This is a genomic window from Chromatiales bacterium (assembly GCA_024234935.1).
GTDB lineage: Bacteria > Pseudomonadota > Gammaproteobacteria > Steroidobacterales.
Genome location: JACKNI010000001.1, coordinates 20200 through 38426, shown reverse-complemented (window position 1 = coordinate 38426; position 18227 = coordinate 20200). Strand labels below are relative to the sequence as shown.

Sequence of the window (18227 nt, the reverse complement as noted above, 5' to 3'; positions counted from 1 at the left end):
GCTCCCCTCATGCTTGTAAAGCGCGCGGCTGCTCCGGCATTGTGGCGCAAATGAATCGCAAGCTCATCATCGGCGCCTTGCTGGGCGCCGGCATCGTCGCCGGCGTCTGGTGGCTGTGGCCGGGAACCGGCTCAGGGCCCGGCAGCCTGCCGCAGCTGCTGGCCGACATACGCAGTCGCGTGCAGGCTGCACCGCTGGCTGCCGGTGGCAGCTTCTTTCTGCTCTATGTGCTGACCGCGGCGCTGGGTATTCCCGGCGCGGTCTTGCTGACGACGGCAGCCGGTGCAATTTTTGGCACACTGCAGGGATTGATAATGGTGTCCTTTGCCAGCAGCATCGGCGCAACGCTGAACCTGCTCGCTGCCCGTTTCCTGTTCCGGCCACTGGTCGAACGCCGCTTTGCCGCCAGCATGAAACGCGTGAACGCCGGCATCCGCGAGGAAGGCGTCTGGTATCTGTTTGCCCTGCGCCTGGTACCGGTTTTTCCCTTCTTCGTCATCAATGCCGTGATGGGGCTGACCCGGCTGCCCGCGCGCAGCTTTTACTGGGTGAGCCAGATCGGCATGTTGCCGGCGACGCTGATCTACGTGAACGCCGGGGCACAGCTCGGACGCATCGATTCGGTGAGCGGCATCATGTCACCCGCGCTGCTGGCTTCCCTGGCGCTGCTCGGCATCTTTCCACTGCTGGCGCACCGGCTGGTGGCGATGCTCCGCGTACGGCAACGCTATGCACGCTTCAGGCGGCCGCGTCGCTTCGATGCCAACCTGGTGGTGATCGGCGCGGGCGCAGCCGGCCTGGTCAGCGCTTATGTGGCCGCCGCAGCGCGCGCCAAGGTCGTGCTGATTGAATCCGGCGCGATGGGTGGCGACTGCCTGAACAGCGGTTGTGTGCCGAGCAAGGCACTGATCCGCTCCTCACGGCTGGCCGCTTACCAGCGTCGCGCCGCCGAGTTTGGCCTGAACCCGGCGACGCCGGGTACGGATTTCAGCCGCATCATGCAGCGGGTCCGCGAGGTGATCGCCCGCATCGAACCGCATGACTCGGTGGAGCGCTATACGGCGCTCGGCGTGGAGTGCGTCAGGGGCGAGGCGCATATCACTTCACCATGGACCGTTGCCGTCGGCGGACGCGAGATCAGGACGCGCAGCATCGTGCTCGCCACCGGCGGCAGTCCGACCCTGCCACCGATCCCGGGGCTCGGCGATATCCCCCATGTCACCTCGGACAGCCTGTGGGATCTCGGCGCGCAACCCCGGCGCCTGCTGGTACTCGGCGGCGGGCCGATCGGCTGCGAGATCGCCCAGGCCTTCCGGCGGCTCGGCAGCGAGGTGATGCTCGTGGAGCGGCTGCCGCGCCTGCTCAACCGCGAAGACGATGCCATATCTGCCGCGATCGCCACACAGTTTGCCGCCGAGGGTATACAGCTGCTCACAGGCTGGGCAGCGCAACACTTTGAGCGACGCCCGGAAGGGGGACGGCTACACTGTAGCGATGGCACCCGCGAACTGGAGCTGGACTTCGACATGGCACTGATCGCCACCGGCCGCACGGCGCGAACGAGCGGGCTGGGACTCGAAGCGCTGGGCATCGCACTGAACCCGAACGGCACAATCACGGTCAACGAATACATGCAGACCAGCCTGCCGAATATCTACGCCTGCGGTGATGTGGCCGGTCCCTGGCAGCTCACCCATGCCGCTGCCCACCAGGCCTGGTACTGCGCCATGAATGCGCTGTGGGGCCGCTTCTGGCGCTTTCGTGTCGACGACACCGTGATGCCGGCCGCCGTCTTCACCGATCCCGAAGTGGCTCGCGTGGGGCTTACCGAGGCCGAGGCCCGGGCTGCCGGCCTGGACATCGAAGTCACCAGCCACGCCCTCGACGAACACGATCGCGCCATCGCCGATGGCGAGGCCCGCGGCTTCATCCGGCTGATAACCCCGCGCGGCAGCGACCGGATTCTCGGCGCGACCATCGTGGGTCCCCATGCCGGCGATACCATCAGCGAGTTTGTGCTGGCCATGCGCCATGGCCTCGGCCTGCGCAAGATCCTCTCCACCGTGCACATCTATCCGACGCTGGCCGAAGCCAACAAGGCTGCGGCAGGCGCGTGGCAAAGCCGGCATCTGCCGGCCCGTCTGCTGCGGCTGGCTGGCTACCTCAATCGCCGCAGACTCGGGAGCGGCAATTCATGAATACACCCGCCGCCGACGAGGTCATCCTGATACGTCAGCTGGAACGCAGTTTTCCGATGGGCGATACGGTGATCCGTGCCCTGCGCGGCGTGGACATCACCATCAGGCGCGGCGAGTACGTTGCGATCATGGGGCCCTCCGGTTCCGGCAAGTCGACGCTGATGAACATCATCGGCTGCCTGGATCGCCCCGACAGTGGCGAGTACTGGCTTAACGGCAACCTGGTTTCCAACCTGCATGACTCGCAGCTCGCCGCCCTGCGCAACCGCGAGATCGGATTTGTTTTCCAGACTTTCAACCTGCTGGCGCGTGCCGACGCCCTGCACAATGTCGAACTGCCGCTCATCTATGCCGGCGTTTCGCGTCGCGAACGGATCGAACGGGCACGACTCGCGCTCGAGCAGGTCGGCCTGCAGGAGCGTATCCGGCACCGGCCGTCCGAGCTGTCCGGCGGCCAGCGCCAGCGCGTCGCCGTGGCCCGCGCGCTGGTGACGCGCCCGAGCCTGTTGCTGGCAGATGAGCCGACCGGCAACCTGGATTCAATCACCGCGCACGATATCCTCGAACTGTTTGCCGGGTTGCATGCTGCCGGCAACACGATCGTCATGGTCACGCACGACAGCGACGTGGCCAACAACGCCCACCGCACGATCCGCCTGCTCGACGGGCAGATTGAATCGGACACCATCAACCGGCAAGAAGGTTCCTCATGAAGCAGAAGTTCTGGCCACTGGCCCTGATCATCGTCCTGCTCACCGCCTGCGGGCGCCCTGCAGACCAGGCGCAAACCACCTATGAGACGGTAGCAGTCAGCAAGCGTGACATACGAGTGGCCGTTGAAGCGGCCGGGCAGATCGAGCCGGCACTCACCGTGGAACTGAAGTCGAAGGCTTCCGGCCAGATCCTCGACCTGAAGGCGGAGACCGGCCAGCTCGTGAAGGCCGGCACGCTGCTCGTACAGATCGACAAACGCAATCCGAGCAACTCGCTGGCCCAGGCGCAGGCCCAACTGGAGGCGGCCAAGGCACGCCGCTCGATTGCCGAGGCGCAAAACAAGCGCTCGGCAAAACTGCTCGAAGAAAAGATCCTCAATGAGGTCGAGTACGAGCAGTCACAGCTGGAACTGGCAAATGCGAAAGCCGACGTCGTGCGCGCGAATGTGGCCGTGGAAACCGCAAGGATACAGCTCGATGACACCGACCTGCGCGCCCCGATCACCGGCACGATCATCGAGAAGCTGGTCGAGCAAGGCCAGGTAATCTCCTCCCCCATCATGGACGTCGGCGGCGGCACGCTGTTGCTCAAGATGGCCGACCTCAGCAGCGTGCAGGTCCGTGCGCTGGTCGACGAAACCGATATCGGCAAGATCAGCCCGGGACAGACCGCGGTGGTGACAGTAAGCGCGTTTCCGAACCAGCCCTTCAAGGGCAAGGTGCTCAAGATCGAACCGCAGGCCAGCGCCGACCAGACGGTGACCACCTTTGCCGTGCGCATCGTGCTCAACAATGACGCCGGACTGCTGAAGCCCGGCATGAACGCCGACGTCTCGATCCTGATCACGGAACGCGACAACGTACTGGCGATCCCGACCAATGCGCTGCGTACGGACCGCGACCTGGCCACCTCGGCGAGTCTGGTTGGCCTCGACGAAGCAACCGCGCGCGAACAACTGAAGAACAATGCACTCCCGGCCCAGGCCAAGGCCGATCCCGCCGGCGGTACTGCCGGCGGCTATCAGTTCCGCAATCACTACTGGGTCTTTGTCCAGCGCGAGGGCAAGCCGGTTGCCGTCGAAGTACTCACCGGCATCACCGACCTCGATTACAGCGAGATACTCGCCGGACTGAAGGAATCAGATCAGGTCTACATGCTGCCGAGTTCCGGCCTGGTTGAAACACAGCAGCGCTTTCAGCAGCAGATGCGCAAGTTCACCGGCATGCCCGGCATGAGCGACACCAAGAAGGAGTGATGCCATGCTGATCACGGAAATGATCCTGGTGGCCCTGCAATCGGTACGCGCCAACCTGTTCCGTGCTTTTCTGACCATGCTCGGCATCATCATCGGCGTCGCCTCCGTGATCACCATGATCGCCATCGGCTCCGGCGCGAGGGCTGCAGTCGATGCGCAGATCGATGCGCTCGGCGCCAGCGTGCTCAGCGTTCGCGCCGGCAGCTTCATGCGCATGGGCGTCGCCCAGAGCGGCGCAAAGCTCACCATCAAGGATGCAGCGGCCATTGCCAGCGACGCACCGTCGGTACGCGCCGTGGTCCCGGAAATCGGCGGTCAACCACAGACCAAGCTGGGCAATCGCAATGAAAACCTGCGCGTGGTCGGGGTGAGTGCCAATTTCTCCGCCGTACAGGGCTATACCCTGTCCTCCGGTCGCCTGTTCAGCAATGCCGATGATGCAAACCGCCGCACCGTCGCCGTTCTCGGCGCGTCGGTGCCGGCAAAGCTCGGCAGCACCGAAAGCGCAATCGTCGGCCAGACGATCTACATCAAGGGCCTGGCGTTCACGGTCATCGGTGTGCTGGCTGAGAAAGGTGCCAGCGGCTTTCGCAATGTGGACGAGCAGCTCTGGATTCCCTTCTATACCGCCCGCTACCGGGTGTTCGGTACCGACCAGCTCGATTCGATCAGCGCGCAGATGGCGCCAGGCGTGAGCGTGGAACGGGCCATCGTCGAGATCGAGCGCGTGATGCGGCGCGAACACCAGATCCTGCCCGGCAAGGACAACGACTTCAGCATTGCCGACCCGCGCCAGTTCTTCAACGTGCGGGAGGCTGCAGCCAACATTTTCGCCATTCTGCTCGCGGGTATCGCCAGCATCAGCCTGGTGGTCGGCGGCATCGGCATCATGAACATCATGCTGGTGACGGTTACCGAGCGCACCCGGGAAATCGGCATACGCAAGGCGCTGGGTGCCAGCCGGCGCAACATCATGTTGCAGTTCATCATCGAGGCGATGGTGCTGTGCATGCTTGGCGGGCTGGCCGGAATCCTGCTTGGCAGCGGCATCGCCGCACTGCTGGCAAAGTTCGTCGGCTGGAATACCCAGGTCTCGCCAGTCGCAGTCGCACTGGCTTTCGGCTTCAGTGCGACCGTCGGCCTGTTCTTCGGCATCTGGCCGGCGCGCAAAGCCGCACGCCTGGATCCGATCGAGGCGCTGCGCTACGAGTAAGCGCCCGGCCATGCTGCGCAACACACCTGACCGCTGGGGGCTTGTCACACGCAGCCTGCACTGGCTGATCGCCGCCATGATCCTCGTCCAGCTGCCGCTCGGCTTTCTGATGGTCGATGCCTACGATGCCTGGCAGGCCGGACACGGCGACCCGGCTCTGGTGATGAGACTCTCGCAGGCGCACAACACCAACGGCTTCCTGATACTGATCCTCGTCATGCTGCGACTGTCCTGGCGGCTCGGCAATCCGTCACCGGCACTGCCCCGCGCGCTCGTCGCCTGGCAGCGCTTCGTCGCCCGGGCGACGCATATCGCACTCTATGCGCTGCTGTTCATCTTTCCGCTCAGCGGCTGGGCCGCGCTCTCGGCCTGGACCGGTGATTTTCCGATCTACTTCTTCGGCTGGGACCATGTGTTTCGCATCGTGCCGCAGGCTGCACCCGGCTCGCCCTTTACCAGCGACCTGTTTGGCGAAATCCATGAAAGCTGCTGGAAGGTCGGTGCCGCAATCCTGCTGCTGCACATATCGGCAGCGCTCTGGCACGAGTACATCCGGCACGATGGTGTGCTCTCGCGCATGTGGCGCGGCTAGCTGGCTGGAGCAGCCTCCCGCTCCCCGTCACCGCGCCGCCACCGGCGCAGATCCTCGCCGATGCCGAGCATGGCGGGGACGAACAGGAATACGAGGAATGGTGAAAACAGCAGACCGAAGATCAGCGTCACGGCAATCGGCTGTACCAGCTGCGCCTGCAGGCTGCCTTCGAACAACAGGCTGACCACGCCGCCGATGGTCGTGCCGGTGGTCAGGATCACCGGGCGCAGACGGTCACGGACTGCCTGCATGACGGCATCGGAAAACACCGCACCACCTGCACGGTACTCTTCGGTGGTCTGCAGCAGCACGATCGAATCGTTGACCAGCACCCCGGACAGGCCGAGCAGTGCCTGCAGGCTCAGCATATTGATGTTGTAGCCCATCACCCAGTGACCGAAGACGGCGCCGACCAGTCCGAAGGGAATGATCGCCATGACCACCAGCGGTCGGGTGTAACTCGAAAACACCCAGGCGAGAATGATGTAGATGCCGGACAGGGCCAGCATCAGCGCCGTACGGAATTCGCCGAGTGCGCGCGCCTGCTCCTCCGCCTTGCCCTTGAACTCGACCTGCACACCATACTTGCGCATCAGTTCGGGCAGCACCGATGCCCTGAGCAGTGCGGCAACTTCATTCGTGGTCGTTACGTCGTAGTCCACGTCGGCGGACACGGCCACCTGACGCAGGCCGTCCTCACGACGAATCTCCGAAAAACCGACCCTTGACTTGAGATCCACGACCTCGGGCAGGGGCACTTCCGAACCATCCGGCGCGCGCAGATAGAGGTCGCGAATCGTGTCCGCACTGTTCCCGGTGCGGGCCAGCTTGACCCGCACGATGACCTCTTCCTGGTCGCGCGGAAAGCGCTTTGCAATCGCCCCCTCGAAGGCATCGCGCACCTGCCGGGCGACGCCCTGCGTGCTAAAGCCCATCGCACGGCCGGCAGGCGTGAGTTCCAGCACCAGTTCCTGCTTGCCCCACGGCAGATTATCGGCGACTGAATCGATGCCCGGCACATCGGCAACCCGTTCCAGCAGTTCAACAGCGGCAGCCTTGAGTACCCGCAAGGGCGCGCCGGAAAGACGCATGTCGAGATCGCGCCCGGGTGGGCCACCGGCGCTGAGATCCACGATGCTCAATCGTTCGACGCCGGGCAGCAGCCCGACCTCCTCACGCCAGGCACGGATGAATGCCGCGTTGTGTACGTCGCGCAGGTCACCGGAAATCAGCTCTACCGTATAACCGCCCGCATGGTCACCGGTCTGTATCGCCTCTCCCGGCCGCGATTCGTTGGTGCCGATGCTGCCAACCTGGTAGCGGATCAGTCCGCCTTTGCCACCGGTCAGTTTCGCCTCAGCCGCGCGCGCGGCACGGCCCATCTCCTCGACCATCTTTGCCGTCTGCTCGCGCGGCGTGCCGGGCGTGAAGGAAAAATTGCCGAAAAACAGGTCGGTCTCCGGCGAGGCAAAAAACTCGAAGCCCACCCGGCCGGTGGCAAACATCGCGACGGTGAGGATCAGTGTGCAAACGGTGGCCAGCGCCGTACTGTAGCGATGCCGGTAACACTGCGCCGTAAAGCGGGCAAAACGGCCTTCACGAAACGCCCGGAAGCGAACCAGAAACCCTTCACGCGCCTCGACCAGCCGGTAGCCCGCCAGCGCCGGCCAGCGCCCGATTCCGCTGCCGCCCCGGGCCAGACTGGCGCTGAAGGGATTCACGTCTGCGCCACCCTGCTTGTCGAGCCGGATCAGCGCATGCCGGAGATGCATCGGCAAGACGAACAGGCACTCGATCAGGCTGAACGACACGGCCAGGCAGACGGTGAGCGGCAGCTCACGGATGATCTTGCCGACCGTCGCACCGATGGCAAGCACCGGCATGAACCCCACGATGGTCGTCAGGCCGGCCGCGATCACGGCCGGCGCCATGCGTTTGACCGCGGTCATCACCGCCTCGTCCGGACTGCAACCGCGCCGATGCAGCACTTCGGCGCTTTCGGCCACGACAATCGCGTCGTCGACGATGATGCCGATCGCCATCAGGATCGCAAACATGCTGATCAGATTGAGCGTGAAGCCCAGTGCCGCCATCGCACCCAGCGTAGCCAGCACCGATACCGGAATGCCCCAGGCGACCCACCACGCAATGCGTGCATTCATGAACAGAAACAGGATCAGCAGCACGAACACGACGCCCTGCAGACCGTTCTCGATAACCATCCTCACGCGCTGCGTCGCCTGGTCGGCAAACACGTCATACATGTCGACTTTCAGCGTCGGCGGCAGTTCAGTCCGGATCTTGTCGATGTAGGCAGCGATCACCTGCTGCGATTCGACGGAATCGACCCCGGGCGAACGCATGACCATCATGCCGACGGACTGGTAGTCGCCGGTACGGCGTGAAACGCCACCTTCCTCGAAAGCCTCGCTGACCGTACCGATATCACGCAGCGCGAGCTTTTCGCCGGAGCTGCGCGAGACCACCTCGATGGCGGCAAGTTCGCGCGCCGTGCGGGCCAGATGCTCGGTGCGCAGCTGGCGCGAGACACTGCCGCTCTCGATGCTGCCTGCCGGCATGTCCAGGCTCAGACCGGCAATGCGCGTCGCGATGTCACCGGCTGTCAGATCCAGCGCACGCAGGGTGTCACCCGGAATCTCCACATGGATTTCCGACTTGCGCAGACCGGTCATGCGGACTTCAGACTGCCCGAGGTCCAGCAGGTCGTCGCGAATGCGCCGTGCATAACGCTTGAGGGAATTCTCCGAAAACGGGCCGGACACTTCGATGCGACACACCAGGTCGCTGTTGACGATCTGCGAGACGACCGGCCGTTCCATGTCCTGCGGAAAGGTCGTGATCCGCGACACCGCCGACTGCACATCGGTCAGCGCCTTGGAGATATTCACGCCGTTGTCGAAGTCGATGATGATCTCCGCGTGCCCCTCGGACGCGACAGAATCGACGCGGCTGACCTTCTCGAGGAAGCGGATCTCGGGCTCTATGGCCTCGAGGACATTGCTCTCGATGTCCTCCGGACTGGCGCCGGGCCATTGCACGGTTACGCGGATCTTTTCAATCGTGAAATTGGGCAGTACCTGGCGGGATATGTTGCCGGCTCCCCAGATGCCGAACAGGATCAGCACCCACATCAGCAGATTGCCCGCCACCGGATGGCGAGCAAACGTCGCTATCAGGCCGCGCTCTTCCATGCTCAGTCAGCGGCCTTCCGCTCGATGACCTTCACGCCGACGCCAGCCTCACGCAGCGGCGTCGTCACCACGCGGTCACCATCGGCAAGCGCCGGCTCACCGGCGGAGCGGAAGATGATCTGGTCACCGTCATGACCGAGCAGTTCGATACGCCGGTCGGCGAGCCGGCTGTCGACGATCACATAAAGCATGTCGTCGCCGTAAAGCGCACTCTCAGGCGCAACGAACACATCGGCGTACTCCCTGTCCGGCACCCTGACCGCGACAAAGGCGCCGGGCCGCAGATCCGCGCGCAGGCCGTCTTCAAGTACCGCATAGACATCCACGCCACCAGTCGTGGAAATGATCTCGGCACCGATGCGGGCGATCTTCGCCTGATAGCCGAGATCGGCATCGCCGACCTTCCAGGTCACGGTGACCGTCCGTCCGACCAGTTCCTCGCCGCTGCTCCTGAGACGGCCGTACTCGGCATTCGACAGCGAGAAGCGAACCTCGAGTTGGCCGGTATCAGTCAGCTCCGCCACCTTGTCATTGATGCCGAGCTGCTTGCCGAGGTTGGCATTGACCTTGCCGACGACGCCCGCATACGGCGCAAGCAGTCGCGTATCGGCAAGGTCACGCTCCGCACGTTCGACATCGATACGCCGCTGCTCGACGACGGCTTCCTGCTGCTTCAGGCTGAGTTCGGCGTTGTCGCGGTCGCGCTCGGAAACCGTGTGATCGACATACAGCGCTTCGATCCGGCGGTACTCGCGCTGCAACTGGTCGAGGCGTACTTCCGCCTCGTGCAGCTGCGCGCGACGCTCGGCGAGCATGGTGCGGTAGTGAAAAGGATCGATTTCGAGCAGCAGTTCGCCGGCCGCGACGAGACCGCCTTCGCGGAAGTTCCTGCCGATCTGCGTAATCGGGCCAGCCACCCGCGCGCGCAGCTCGCTGCGCCTGCCCGCCACGATCTCGCCAAACAAGGCGAGCTGTGGCCGCAGGCTCTGGCGGCTGATCGCCACCGATTTGACCGGCCAGACCCGCTCGGCATGTGGCTCTGGTACCAGTCTGGGTCGCGTTGCGAGCAGCAGCGCAATCAGCGCCACCGTTACGAACAGCACCAGCAGCGGCACGCCGCCACGACGCGCCGCAAACCGGCGCACCGGCGCAAACACGCCAGAGAGAAATGAAACAGACATGGTTCAGAAGTGTCGCGTTCAGGCGCCAACTTGGACAGGTCCGGATTTTAAACCGGAATACGGAACATCGGCGACAGATTTGTCGCCATCTTCCACATGCCGGACGGCCGGCTAGCGGAGTGCCGGCACCACGTGCTTGCCGATCAGTGCAATGGCCTCGGCGGGATCATCATGCAGGCGCAACGCCAGTTCATCGAGGCCCGCGTCCCTGAACTCGCCCAGCCGCGCGATGTGCCGGTCCATCTCGCCGGGGTCGCCAGTCGTGGTGATGCCCTCGATCAGGGCATCGATGATCCGCTGCGGAACGCCCTTGATGTCGCCAGACCGGTCACGCCAGGCGGTGATGAACGCCGCCTTGTGCGCCTGGATGTACTTGCAGTCCTCGTCGCTCATGAAGCTGCCAATATGATGCGGACTGAGCCAGCTGCGGATGATCAGTTCCCGCCGCGCCTCTTTCAGCGCCGCCTCCCGGTCAGCCTTGACGTGCCATGCCCAGAAATTGCTGACCCGGAATGGACCGACAGACGGCTCGCGGGCCGGCAGGCTCTCACGGACAAAGCCCATCGCCGCGGCGGCAAACTTCGGCACCGCATCGCTGAGCACGATGCCATCAGCCCGGGTTGCGCTCATGCGGATCATCTGCTCCTGGCCCGCACCGGTATAGATCAGCGGTGGCACATCGTCCGCCCATGCGGCCGAAAAATGGCTGGCCTTGTACATCTCACCCTTGTAGTTCGTCACTTTCCGCTCGCCACAGGCTTTCTTCAGCAGTTCGGTAGCCTCGCGTACCGCACGCACCCGACGCGTGATCGGAATGCTCATGACGCCGTTCCATTCGGCACCGCCGCCAACGCAGATCGCGGCACGACCCTTGCTGTACTCGTTCAGTGTCAGCAGGGCATTGGCCATCTTCAGCGGATGCATCTCCCAGGGGCTCACCACCATGACGCCGATGCCGATACGCGTCGACGCCAGTGCGAGTGGCACGAGGCTCATAAAACAGTCGCGCGCTGCTGAATAGTTCTGTACCCAGATGCGATTGATGCCATGGCTTTCCGCCTGCAGGCCGAGCTCGGTGATCTCTGCCGGCGTCACATCCGGCTCGAGAATAATGTCGATTTTCATTTCTGCGGTCTCCGTCTCTGGATACGAGGTTGGTCTCGGCACCGGTCAGGCCGGCAGGAGATCCAGCCCCGAAGTGATTGCGCGGGTGAGCTGGCGCAGGTCTGGTGGCGTAATGACATACGGCGGCATCAGGTAGATCAGTCGGCCGAAGGGGCGGATCCACACCCCGGCCTCGACAAAGCAGCGCTGCAGCTCGGCGACCGGCACCGGCTGTCTCGTCTCGACCACGCCGATCGCACCGAGTACACGCACATCGGCGACGGCCGGATGGGCCGCGAGCGGGCGCAATTCCGCACCCAACTGCGCCTCGATTGCCTGCACCTGGGCCTGCCACGGACTCTCGAGGAGCAGCGCGGTGCTGCGCGCAGCCACCGCAGCGGCCAGCGGATTGGCCATGAAGGTCGGCCCGTGCATAAGCACGCCGCCGTCAGCCGAAATGCCATGCGCGACGCGCCGGGTTGCCAGCGTGGCCGCCATGCTCATGTAGCCACCCGTAAGCGCCTTGCCCAGGCAGAGGATGTCCGGTTCCACGCCCGCATGCTCACAGGCGAAAAGGCGGCCGGTGCGGCCGAAGCCGGTGGCTATCTCGTCCGCGATCAGCAGCACATCGTGCTGCCGGCACAGTCTGCCGACGGCTTTCAGGTAGTCAGCCGAGTAGAACCACATGCCGCCCGCGCCCTGCACGATCGGCTCGAGGATCACGGCGGCCAGTTCGCCAGCATGTATGCCAATGAGAGTTTCGAAACTCTCGATGTCGCCCGACCGAAGCGCCTCGCCGAAACGGCTGCGCGGCCGGTCGGCAAACAGCTGCTGCGGGAATACGGATGCAAAGCGTTCGTGCATGCCATTGACGGGGTCGCAGACCGCCATCGCGCCAAAGGTATCGCCGTGGTAGCCACCACGGATGGTGAGGAGGCGCGACCTGTCCGGCCGCCCCTGCGCCTGCCAGTACTGCAGCGCCATCTTGATGGCGACCTCCACCGACACCGAACCGGAGTCGCTGAAGAACACGTGCTGCAGCGGCTCCGGCGTGATGGCGATGAGCTGGCGCGCGAGGCTGACCGCCGGCTCGTGCGTCAGTCCGCCGAACATCACGTGCGCCATGCGGCCGAGCTGCTCCGTGAGCGCGCGATTCAGCTCCGGATGGTTGTAGCCATGGATCGCACACCACCATGAAGACATGCCATCGACGAGTTCCCGGCCATCTTCAAGTCTGAGTCTTGTACCGGAAGCCGAGGCCACAGGATAGGCCGGCAGCGGCGCCGTCATCGAGGTATAGGGATGCCAGATGTGCTCGCGATCGAAGTCAGACATCATGAAGATCCGAACAGGCTGGTCGCATCGAGCCAGGTATTCAGTTGTTCGGGCGTACAGCCACCAGCAAAAAAAGGTACCGTCCCCATTCTCAGTGCCGGCAGCCGCTGTTCAATCGCGCGCACATTCCCGGCGAGACAATCCATCTCCGCCGCCACGGAGTTTGCCACCCAGCCGACGAGCTCCAGGCCCGAAGCCCTGATCGCCTGTGCGGTCAGCAGGGCATGATTGATGCAACCGAGCCGCATGCCGACCACGAGTATCACCGGATAGCCAAGCGCGACAGCGAGATCAGCCATCGTCCCGGTCTGGTTCAGGGGTACCAGCCAGCCGCCGGCACCTTCGACCAGCAGCACATCCGCCCCGCTCGCCTCCTGTGCGCGCACCTGGTCCGCCAGCGCTGTCGCACGCAGCGAAATACCGGCACGCTCGGCGGCAATATGTGGTGCTATCGCCGGCTCGAGCGCCACGGGATTCACGGCCGCATAGTCAGGCGACTGACTCGAGCAGCGCTGCAACAACAGGGCGTCCTCGTTCACCAGCCGCCCGTCTGCAGGTACGCAGCCCGCAGCCACCGGCTTCACACCGAGGGAACGCAGACCATGCGCCTTTGCCGCCAGCAACAGTGCTGCCGTGACCTGGGTCTTGCCGACGCCCGTATCGGTGCCGGTGATGAAATAGCGGCGAGGCTTCATGTTTTTGCGGCCTCGGCCAGCGCTGCAAGCAGGCGGTCGATGTCGGCCGACTCGTGCAGCGCGGAGAACGTGATACGCAGCCGCGCGGTCCCTGCCGGTACTGTCGGCGGCCGTATGGCGCCGACCAGTACGCCGCGCGCTTCGAGTGCCGCAGCGATCTGCATGGTCGCCGCGGCAGCGCCGATGATGACCGGCTGGATCGGTGTGGTCGAAGGCAGGAGCTGCAGGCCGAGCTGCCCGGCGCCCTGCCGGAACCGCGCTATGTGCCCGGCAAGCCGCATGCGCCGCCACTCCTCCGCCCGCGCGATCCTCAGGCTCTCAAGCGTCGCGACGGCGACTGCTGCGGGCATCGCCGTCGTGTAGATGTAATGCCGCGAGCGCTGGATCAGCGTTTCGATCAGCGTCTCGCTGCCGGCCACAAATGCACCGGCCGTGCCAAAAGCCTTGCCGAGCGTACCGACCAGGACCGGCACATCGCCGCAGTCATGCTGCTCCGGGTCCACCACGCCACAGCCCTGTACGCCATGCACACCGAAACCATGTGCATCATCGATCATCAGCCATGCGCGATACTGCTTCGACAGCGCGATCAGCCTGTCGAGCGGACACAGGTCGCCATCCATGCTGAAGGTGCCGTCGCTGACAATCAGCTTGCGTCGTTCCGATTGAACAGCCTCAAGGCGGGTGGTGAGGTCGGTCATATCGGCATGGGCATACCAGTCGAAGTTCGCCCGGCTGAGCCAGCCCCCATCCAGCAGCGAGGCGTGATTGAGACGGTCTTCAAAGACCTGGTCGCGCGGACCGAGCAAGGCACTGAGCGTGCCCACATTCGCCGCATAGCCACTGCCAAAGAGCAATGCACGCGGCCGGCCGGTAAAACCGGCCAGTGCGACTTCGAGTTCCTGATGGGCTGCGGTATGACCAGACACCAGATGCGACGCGCCGCTGCCAACACCCCAGCGGTCCACGCCGGCCTTGAATGCGGCGCATACGCGCTGGTCTGCGGCGAGCCCCAGATAGTCGTTGCTGCAGAAATTCAGCAGCCGCCGGCCGTCGACGACCAGTTCCCGACCGGCCGGGCTTTCGACCACGCGGCGGCGGCGGTAGAGATGCTTTTTCGCCAGCGCCGCCAGCGTCGCCGGCATGTCGTCAAAAGCTGTCAATGAACATTCGCCATGCTGCACGCCACGCAGCTTAAGGGCTGGGTCAGAACATGGCGAGCGGATTGCGCCTGAAGAGCCAGAAATGACCGCCCAGCAAGAGCCAGGCCACGAGCGCCAGTGCGATCGCACCGCCGATCAGCGTGCGCCCGTCGGTCGGCCAGCGGGCACGTCCGCTCAGAAGTGCGGCAAACGGCACGAGCGAGGTCGGCCCGGCGAGTTTTTGCCATTGCTCTTCACCGAGCATCTTGCGCTTCCGGTTTTCCACAGCCCACATGCCGATAAAACCAAATGAACCGAGCCCGCCAAACATCAGCACCGCTGCGAGATCACCGTTGGCCGGTACATGCGCGAGCCCCCAGAGACCCAGACCCCAGAGCAGGGGATGACGCGTGATTGCAACGGCGCCCGGTTTCTCCGGATCGAATGGCGTCGCCACGAAGGCAATGGAAAACGGATTTGGTTCCAGGAGGCCCGCACCGAACAACAGGGCTGCAATCGGCATCAGTCCGACCGTGATGGCATAGGCCCACGCCTTCGGTGGCCAGAGTTCAATGTAGGGTGCCTGTGCGGCTGAATGGATCAGCCAGGTGAAGAGCGCCAGGGACATCGCTGAATAACAGATGGTAAACAGGGCTTCCCCCAGCAGCCCGGTCAGCCGCCGGCGAATGGCCGGCGTGGCCGCGATCAGGTGTGAGAGGAGAAAGATGGCGAAAACAGCCAGGAACCGCAGCATTGCCAGACTACCCGTCGGATGGTTGATTGAAGACCCGTGCCATATAGTCGACGAACTCCGCCGCCACCTCGCCGCCGGACCCGATACCGGCGAGCGCTTTCGCGAGTTCCTTCTTGAAGTCGAGCTGCATCTGCCGGAGGATCTGTACGCGCTGTGCCTGCGGTGAGCCCGCGCCGTGCAGGGATTCAGTCAGATAGCCGACGGCATTGCGTCCGAGCGTCATGTTCTCGATCAGCCGCAGGATGCGCAGCCGATCCTCGGTCGGGATATCCGCCCGCCCCTGCAGATACTTGCGCATGAGCGCACCGATCTCCGGATGATTGAGATCCTGCTCCGAGGGCTGGGTCACCATCAGGCCGCCGGCAAGATCCTGCGCCAGGCGACTGATTTCATAGGGAAATCGCGTCACGTGATGCTTGCAGACATTGGCCAGCATGTCGTCGCAGATATACACCCCCGACTTGAGCGCATGCGCCTGATGGCTTGCGGCGATACCGGTTGCGTAGATGGTCTCGTTGAGATGCGTCATCTCGACGAGCTTGTCGCGCACATGGGAAGCCTTCTCCACGCCATTGAAGTCGGCGATGGTCGCGGCCGCACCGATCAGCACATCGCCGACCCCGGACTTGCAGACGTAGCTGCGCCGGTGATAACTGGTGAACCGCTCGACCAGCATTGCCGCAAAGCCGGTTTCACGGTCCATGAAGACGCGCTCCCAGGGGATGAACACGTCATCGAAGATGATCATCGCTTCCTGGCCGCCGAACTTCCGGTTACCCGGATCGATGTCGCCGCCCTCCATGCTCCGCGTATCGCAGGACTGCCGACCATAGATATAGGTGATGCCGGGGGCATCGACGGGTACGGCACCGACGATCGCATAGTCCTCGTCGGCGGGACCGAGTCGCATGGTCGGCATGACCAGCAGCCAGTGTGAATTGATGCAGCCGGTCTGGTGCGCTTTCGCTCCGCGGATATACACACCCTCATCCGTACGCCGGCTGACGTGCACGAACATGTCGGGGTCGGCCTGCTCGTGCGGCGCCTTGCTCCGGTCACCCTTCGCATCGGTCATCGCGCCGCCGATCACATAACCGGCGCGCTGCATTTCGGTAACGAAGGCAATGAAGCGCGGATGGTATCCAGTACCGTGAGCGGCGTCGATTTCGAAGGTGACCGAATGCAGGGCGTTGATTGCATCCATGCCCACACAGCGCTGAAAACAGGTGCCGGTCAGCTGGCCGAGGCGCCGCTGCATCTTGTTCTGCATGACCAGATCGTGAGCACCGCCGGCCACATGCAGGAAACGATTGATGCGTTCACCAGTATAGGTAGAGACCGCAGTGCCGAGTTCCGGATTACGGATAGCCAGATCGTAGGTTTCCGCGACAGCATTGATCGAGGGGCGGATCAGCGGATGATCGACCGGTTCGGATACGAGTTCGCCAAACAGGAACACGCGCAACTGTCGGCCACGAAGGCTGGCGATGTAATCGTCTGCGGTGCGGATCGGCTTGCTCACTCGCTCACTCCGGAATCAGGTTTCAGATGGCCGGTCGATACCATGCCAGAACATGCAGGCCGGACCGTCGTACTGTAGCATTGTGTCTGCACCGCGAACGTCAGGCGGGCGGTATCGCTAAACTGAGTCCAGACGCCAGGCAGAACACTGTCATGACCCAATGCTGCTACATGATCGTTCTCGCTGAACTGAACAATCGGGAGCGCTTTCTGGCCGACTACGCCAGCGTGGTTCCCGCACTCGTGAAGCAGTTCGGCGGGCATTATCTGCTGCGCGGCGCCGGTGGTACCTTTCTGGAAGGCGGCTGGTGCGACCATCCCAGCGCGCTGATTTCCCAGTGGCCGAGCCGGGAACACGCGCTGCGCTTCTGGAACTCGCCCGAGTACGAGCAGGCCAAAAAGCTGCGCGAAGGTACCGGGCGCTTTCAGGTACTGATCGTCGACGGACCGCCCGTCAGCCTTCCCGCATAGACCGGTGCACTCGGGGATCCGGAACACCGTCATGCGGCAGACACCTGTAGTCGTCATCACCGGCAGCGCGAGCGGCATCGGCTACGGTCTGGCCCAGGCATTCGTGGCGCGCGGATGCAGCGTCATGCTGTCAGATCTGTCCGGCGATCGACTTGATTCGGCGGTGAGCAGGCTCGGCATGGCGGAACTCGTTGCCAGCCAGCCCTGTGACGTCAGCCAGCGCGAACAGTTGCAGAAACTGTGGGATGCCGCTGTCGCACGCTTCGGGCGCATCGATTTCTGGCTCAACAATGCAGGCGTCGGCCCGCCGGTGATCCGGCTCGACAGCGTGCCGCCCGACTGGATCGACCGAGCGATAGACGTCAACCTGAAGGGACTGATGCACGGCACCCAGGTTGCACTGGCCGGAATGCTGCGGCAGGGTGGCGGCGCGATATACAACACCGTGGGCTTCGGTTACGACGGCCGCAAGCAGAACGATCTCACCGTCTACGGCACCACCAAGGTCGCTGCCCGCTATTTCACTGAATCGACGGCGAAAGAACTCGGGGACTGTCCGGTACGCGTCAGCTGGCTGAATCCCGGCTTCGTGCTGACGCCGATGACCGTCGAGGAGAACTGCCGCATCCGCGAACGCATCGGCGAAGCCCGATGGCGAAAAATCCGCTGGGTGATGAATGCGATCGCCGACTCACCGGAGGCGGCCACGCCATGGCTGGTGGAACGGATCCTGCAGGGAAAAGGCCCGATCGACCGGCTGCCGCCCGGGGTTTTCCTGCGGCGGCTGCTCGTTTCGCTGTTGACCCGCCCGGACCCGCTCAGCCAGCACGGCCTGTAATT

At 63.9% G+C, this 18227-nt stretch carries 15 protein-coding genes; 7 read left to right on the top strand and 8 right to left on the bottom strand.

All coding sequences use genetic code 11. The annotated features are described in order from the left end of the window. Nucleotides 1-50 precede the first annotated feature (50 nt). The 5 genes from H6979_00155 to H6979_00135 are packed head-to-tail and all read left to right on the top strand — an operon-like array spanning nucleotide 51 to nucleotide 5972. Nucleotides 51-2198, top strand: coding sequence for an FAD-dependent oxidoreductase (locus H6979_00155; protein ID MCP5138258.1), 2148 nt, complete (start codon nucleotides 51-53; stop codon nucleotides 2196-2198). Then, on the top strand, nucleotides 2195-2911 hold the full coding sequence (locus tag H6979_00150; GenBank protein MCP5138257.1) for an ABC transporter ATP-binding protein: 717 nt from the start codon (nucleotides 2195-2197) through the stop codon (nucleotides 2909-2911). The genes H6979_00155 and H6979_00150 overlap by 4 nt, the downstream gene beginning before the upstream one ends. Beyond that, nucleotides 2908-4167, top strand: coding sequence for an efflux RND transporter periplasmic adaptor subunit (locus H6979_00145; protein MCP5138256.1), 1260 nt, complete (start codon nucleotides 2908-2910; stop codon nucleotides 4165-4167). The genes H6979_00150 and H6979_00145 overlap by 4 nt, the downstream gene beginning before the upstream one ends. A gap of 4 nt (nucleotides 4168-4171) precedes the next feature. Further along, complete coding sequence (locus H6979_00140) at nucleotides 4172-5380, top strand: ABC transporter permease (protein ID MCP5138255.1); 1209 nt, start codon at nucleotides 4172-4174, stop codon at nucleotides 5378-5380. Nucleotides 5381-5390: 10 nt separating this feature from the next. Beyond that, on the top strand, nucleotides 5391-5972 hold the full coding sequence (locus H6979_00135; GenBank protein ID MCP5138254.1) for a cytochrome b: 582 nt from the start codon (nucleotides 5391-5393) through the stop codon (nucleotides 5970-5972). On the opposite strand, the gene H6979_00130 is transcribed toward H6979_00135, so the two are convergent. The 8 genes from H6979_00130 to H6979_00095 form a co-directional block, all read right to left on the bottom strand. Beyond that, the gene (locus H6979_00130) at nucleotides 5969-9184 is read right to left on the bottom strand and encodes an efflux RND transporter permease subunit (protein MCP5138253.1); all 3216 of its coding nucleotides are present in this window, start codon (nucleotides 9182-9184) and stop codon (nucleotides 5969-5971) included. The genes H6979_00135 and H6979_00130 overlap by 4 nt on opposite strands. 2 nt (nucleotides 9185-9186) lie before the next feature. Further along, complete coding sequence (locus H6979_00125) at nucleotides 9187-10365, bottom strand: efflux RND transporter periplasmic adaptor subunit (GenBank protein ID MCP5138252.1); 1179 nt, start codon at nucleotides 10363-10365, stop codon at nucleotides 9187-9189. Between the two features lie 111 nt (nucleotides 10366-10476). Then, nucleotides 10477-11490: an LLM class flavin-dependent oxidoreductase gene (locus tag H6979_00120; protein MCP5138251.1), complete on the bottom strand. Its 1014-nt coding sequence runs from the start codon at nucleotides 11488-11490 to the stop codon at nucleotides 10477-10479. Between the two features lie 45 nt (nucleotides 11491-11535). Continuing rightward, the gene (bioA, locus tag H6979_00115; protein ID MCP5138250.1) at nucleotides 11536-12804 is read right to left on the bottom strand and encodes an adenosylmethionine--8-amino-7-oxononanoate transaminase; all 1269 of its coding nucleotides are present in this window, start codon (nucleotides 12802-12804) and stop codon (nucleotides 11536-11538) included. Then, nucleotides 12804-13499 carry a dethiobiotin synthase gene (gene bioD, locus H6979_00110; protein ID MCP5138249.1) on the bottom strand — a complete coding sequence of 232 codons (696 nt, stop codon included), beginning with the start codon at nucleotides 13497-13499 and terminating at the stop codon, nucleotides 12804-12806. The genes bioA and bioD overlap by 1 nt, the downstream gene beginning before the upstream one ends. Further along, nucleotides 13496-14644 carry an 8-amino-7-oxononanoate synthase gene (gene bioF / locus H6979_00105; protein ID MCP5138248.1) on the bottom strand — a complete coding sequence of 383 codons (1149 nt, stop codon included), beginning with the start codon at nucleotides 14642-14644 and terminating at the stop codon, nucleotides 13496-13498. Before bioF ends, bioD begins: the two co-directional genes overlap by 4 nt. A 61-nt stretch (nucleotides 14645-14705) precedes the next feature. After that, nucleotides 14706-15395 (bottom strand): NnrU family protein, encoded by a 690-nt coding sequence (locus H6979_00100; protein ID MCP5138247.1) that lies wholly within the window; start codon nucleotides 15393-15395, stop codon nucleotides 14706-14708. Between the two features lie 7 nt (nucleotides 15396-15402). Next, the gene (locus tag H6979_00095) at nucleotides 15403-16905 is read right to left on the bottom strand and encodes a 4-hydroxybutyryl-CoA dehydratase (protein ID MCP5138246.1); all 1503 of its coding nucleotides are present in this window, start codon (nucleotides 16903-16905) and stop codon (nucleotides 15403-15405) included. Between the two features lie 164 nt (nucleotides 16906-17069). Between H6979_00095 and H6979_00090 the strand changes: the two genes are divergently transcribed. Further along, on the top strand, nucleotides 17070-17387 hold the full coding sequence (locus H6979_00090) for a DUF1330 domain-containing protein (GenBank protein ID MCP5138245.1): 318 nt from the start codon (nucleotides 17070-17072) through the stop codon (nucleotides 17385-17387). A gap of 31 nt (nucleotides 17388-17418) precedes the next feature. After that, entirely contained in the window at nucleotides 17419-18225 is an 807-nt protein-coding gene (locus tag H6979_00085) for an SDR family oxidoreductase (protein MCP5138244.1), read from the top strand. Nucleotides 18226-18227 lie beyond the last annotated feature (2 nt).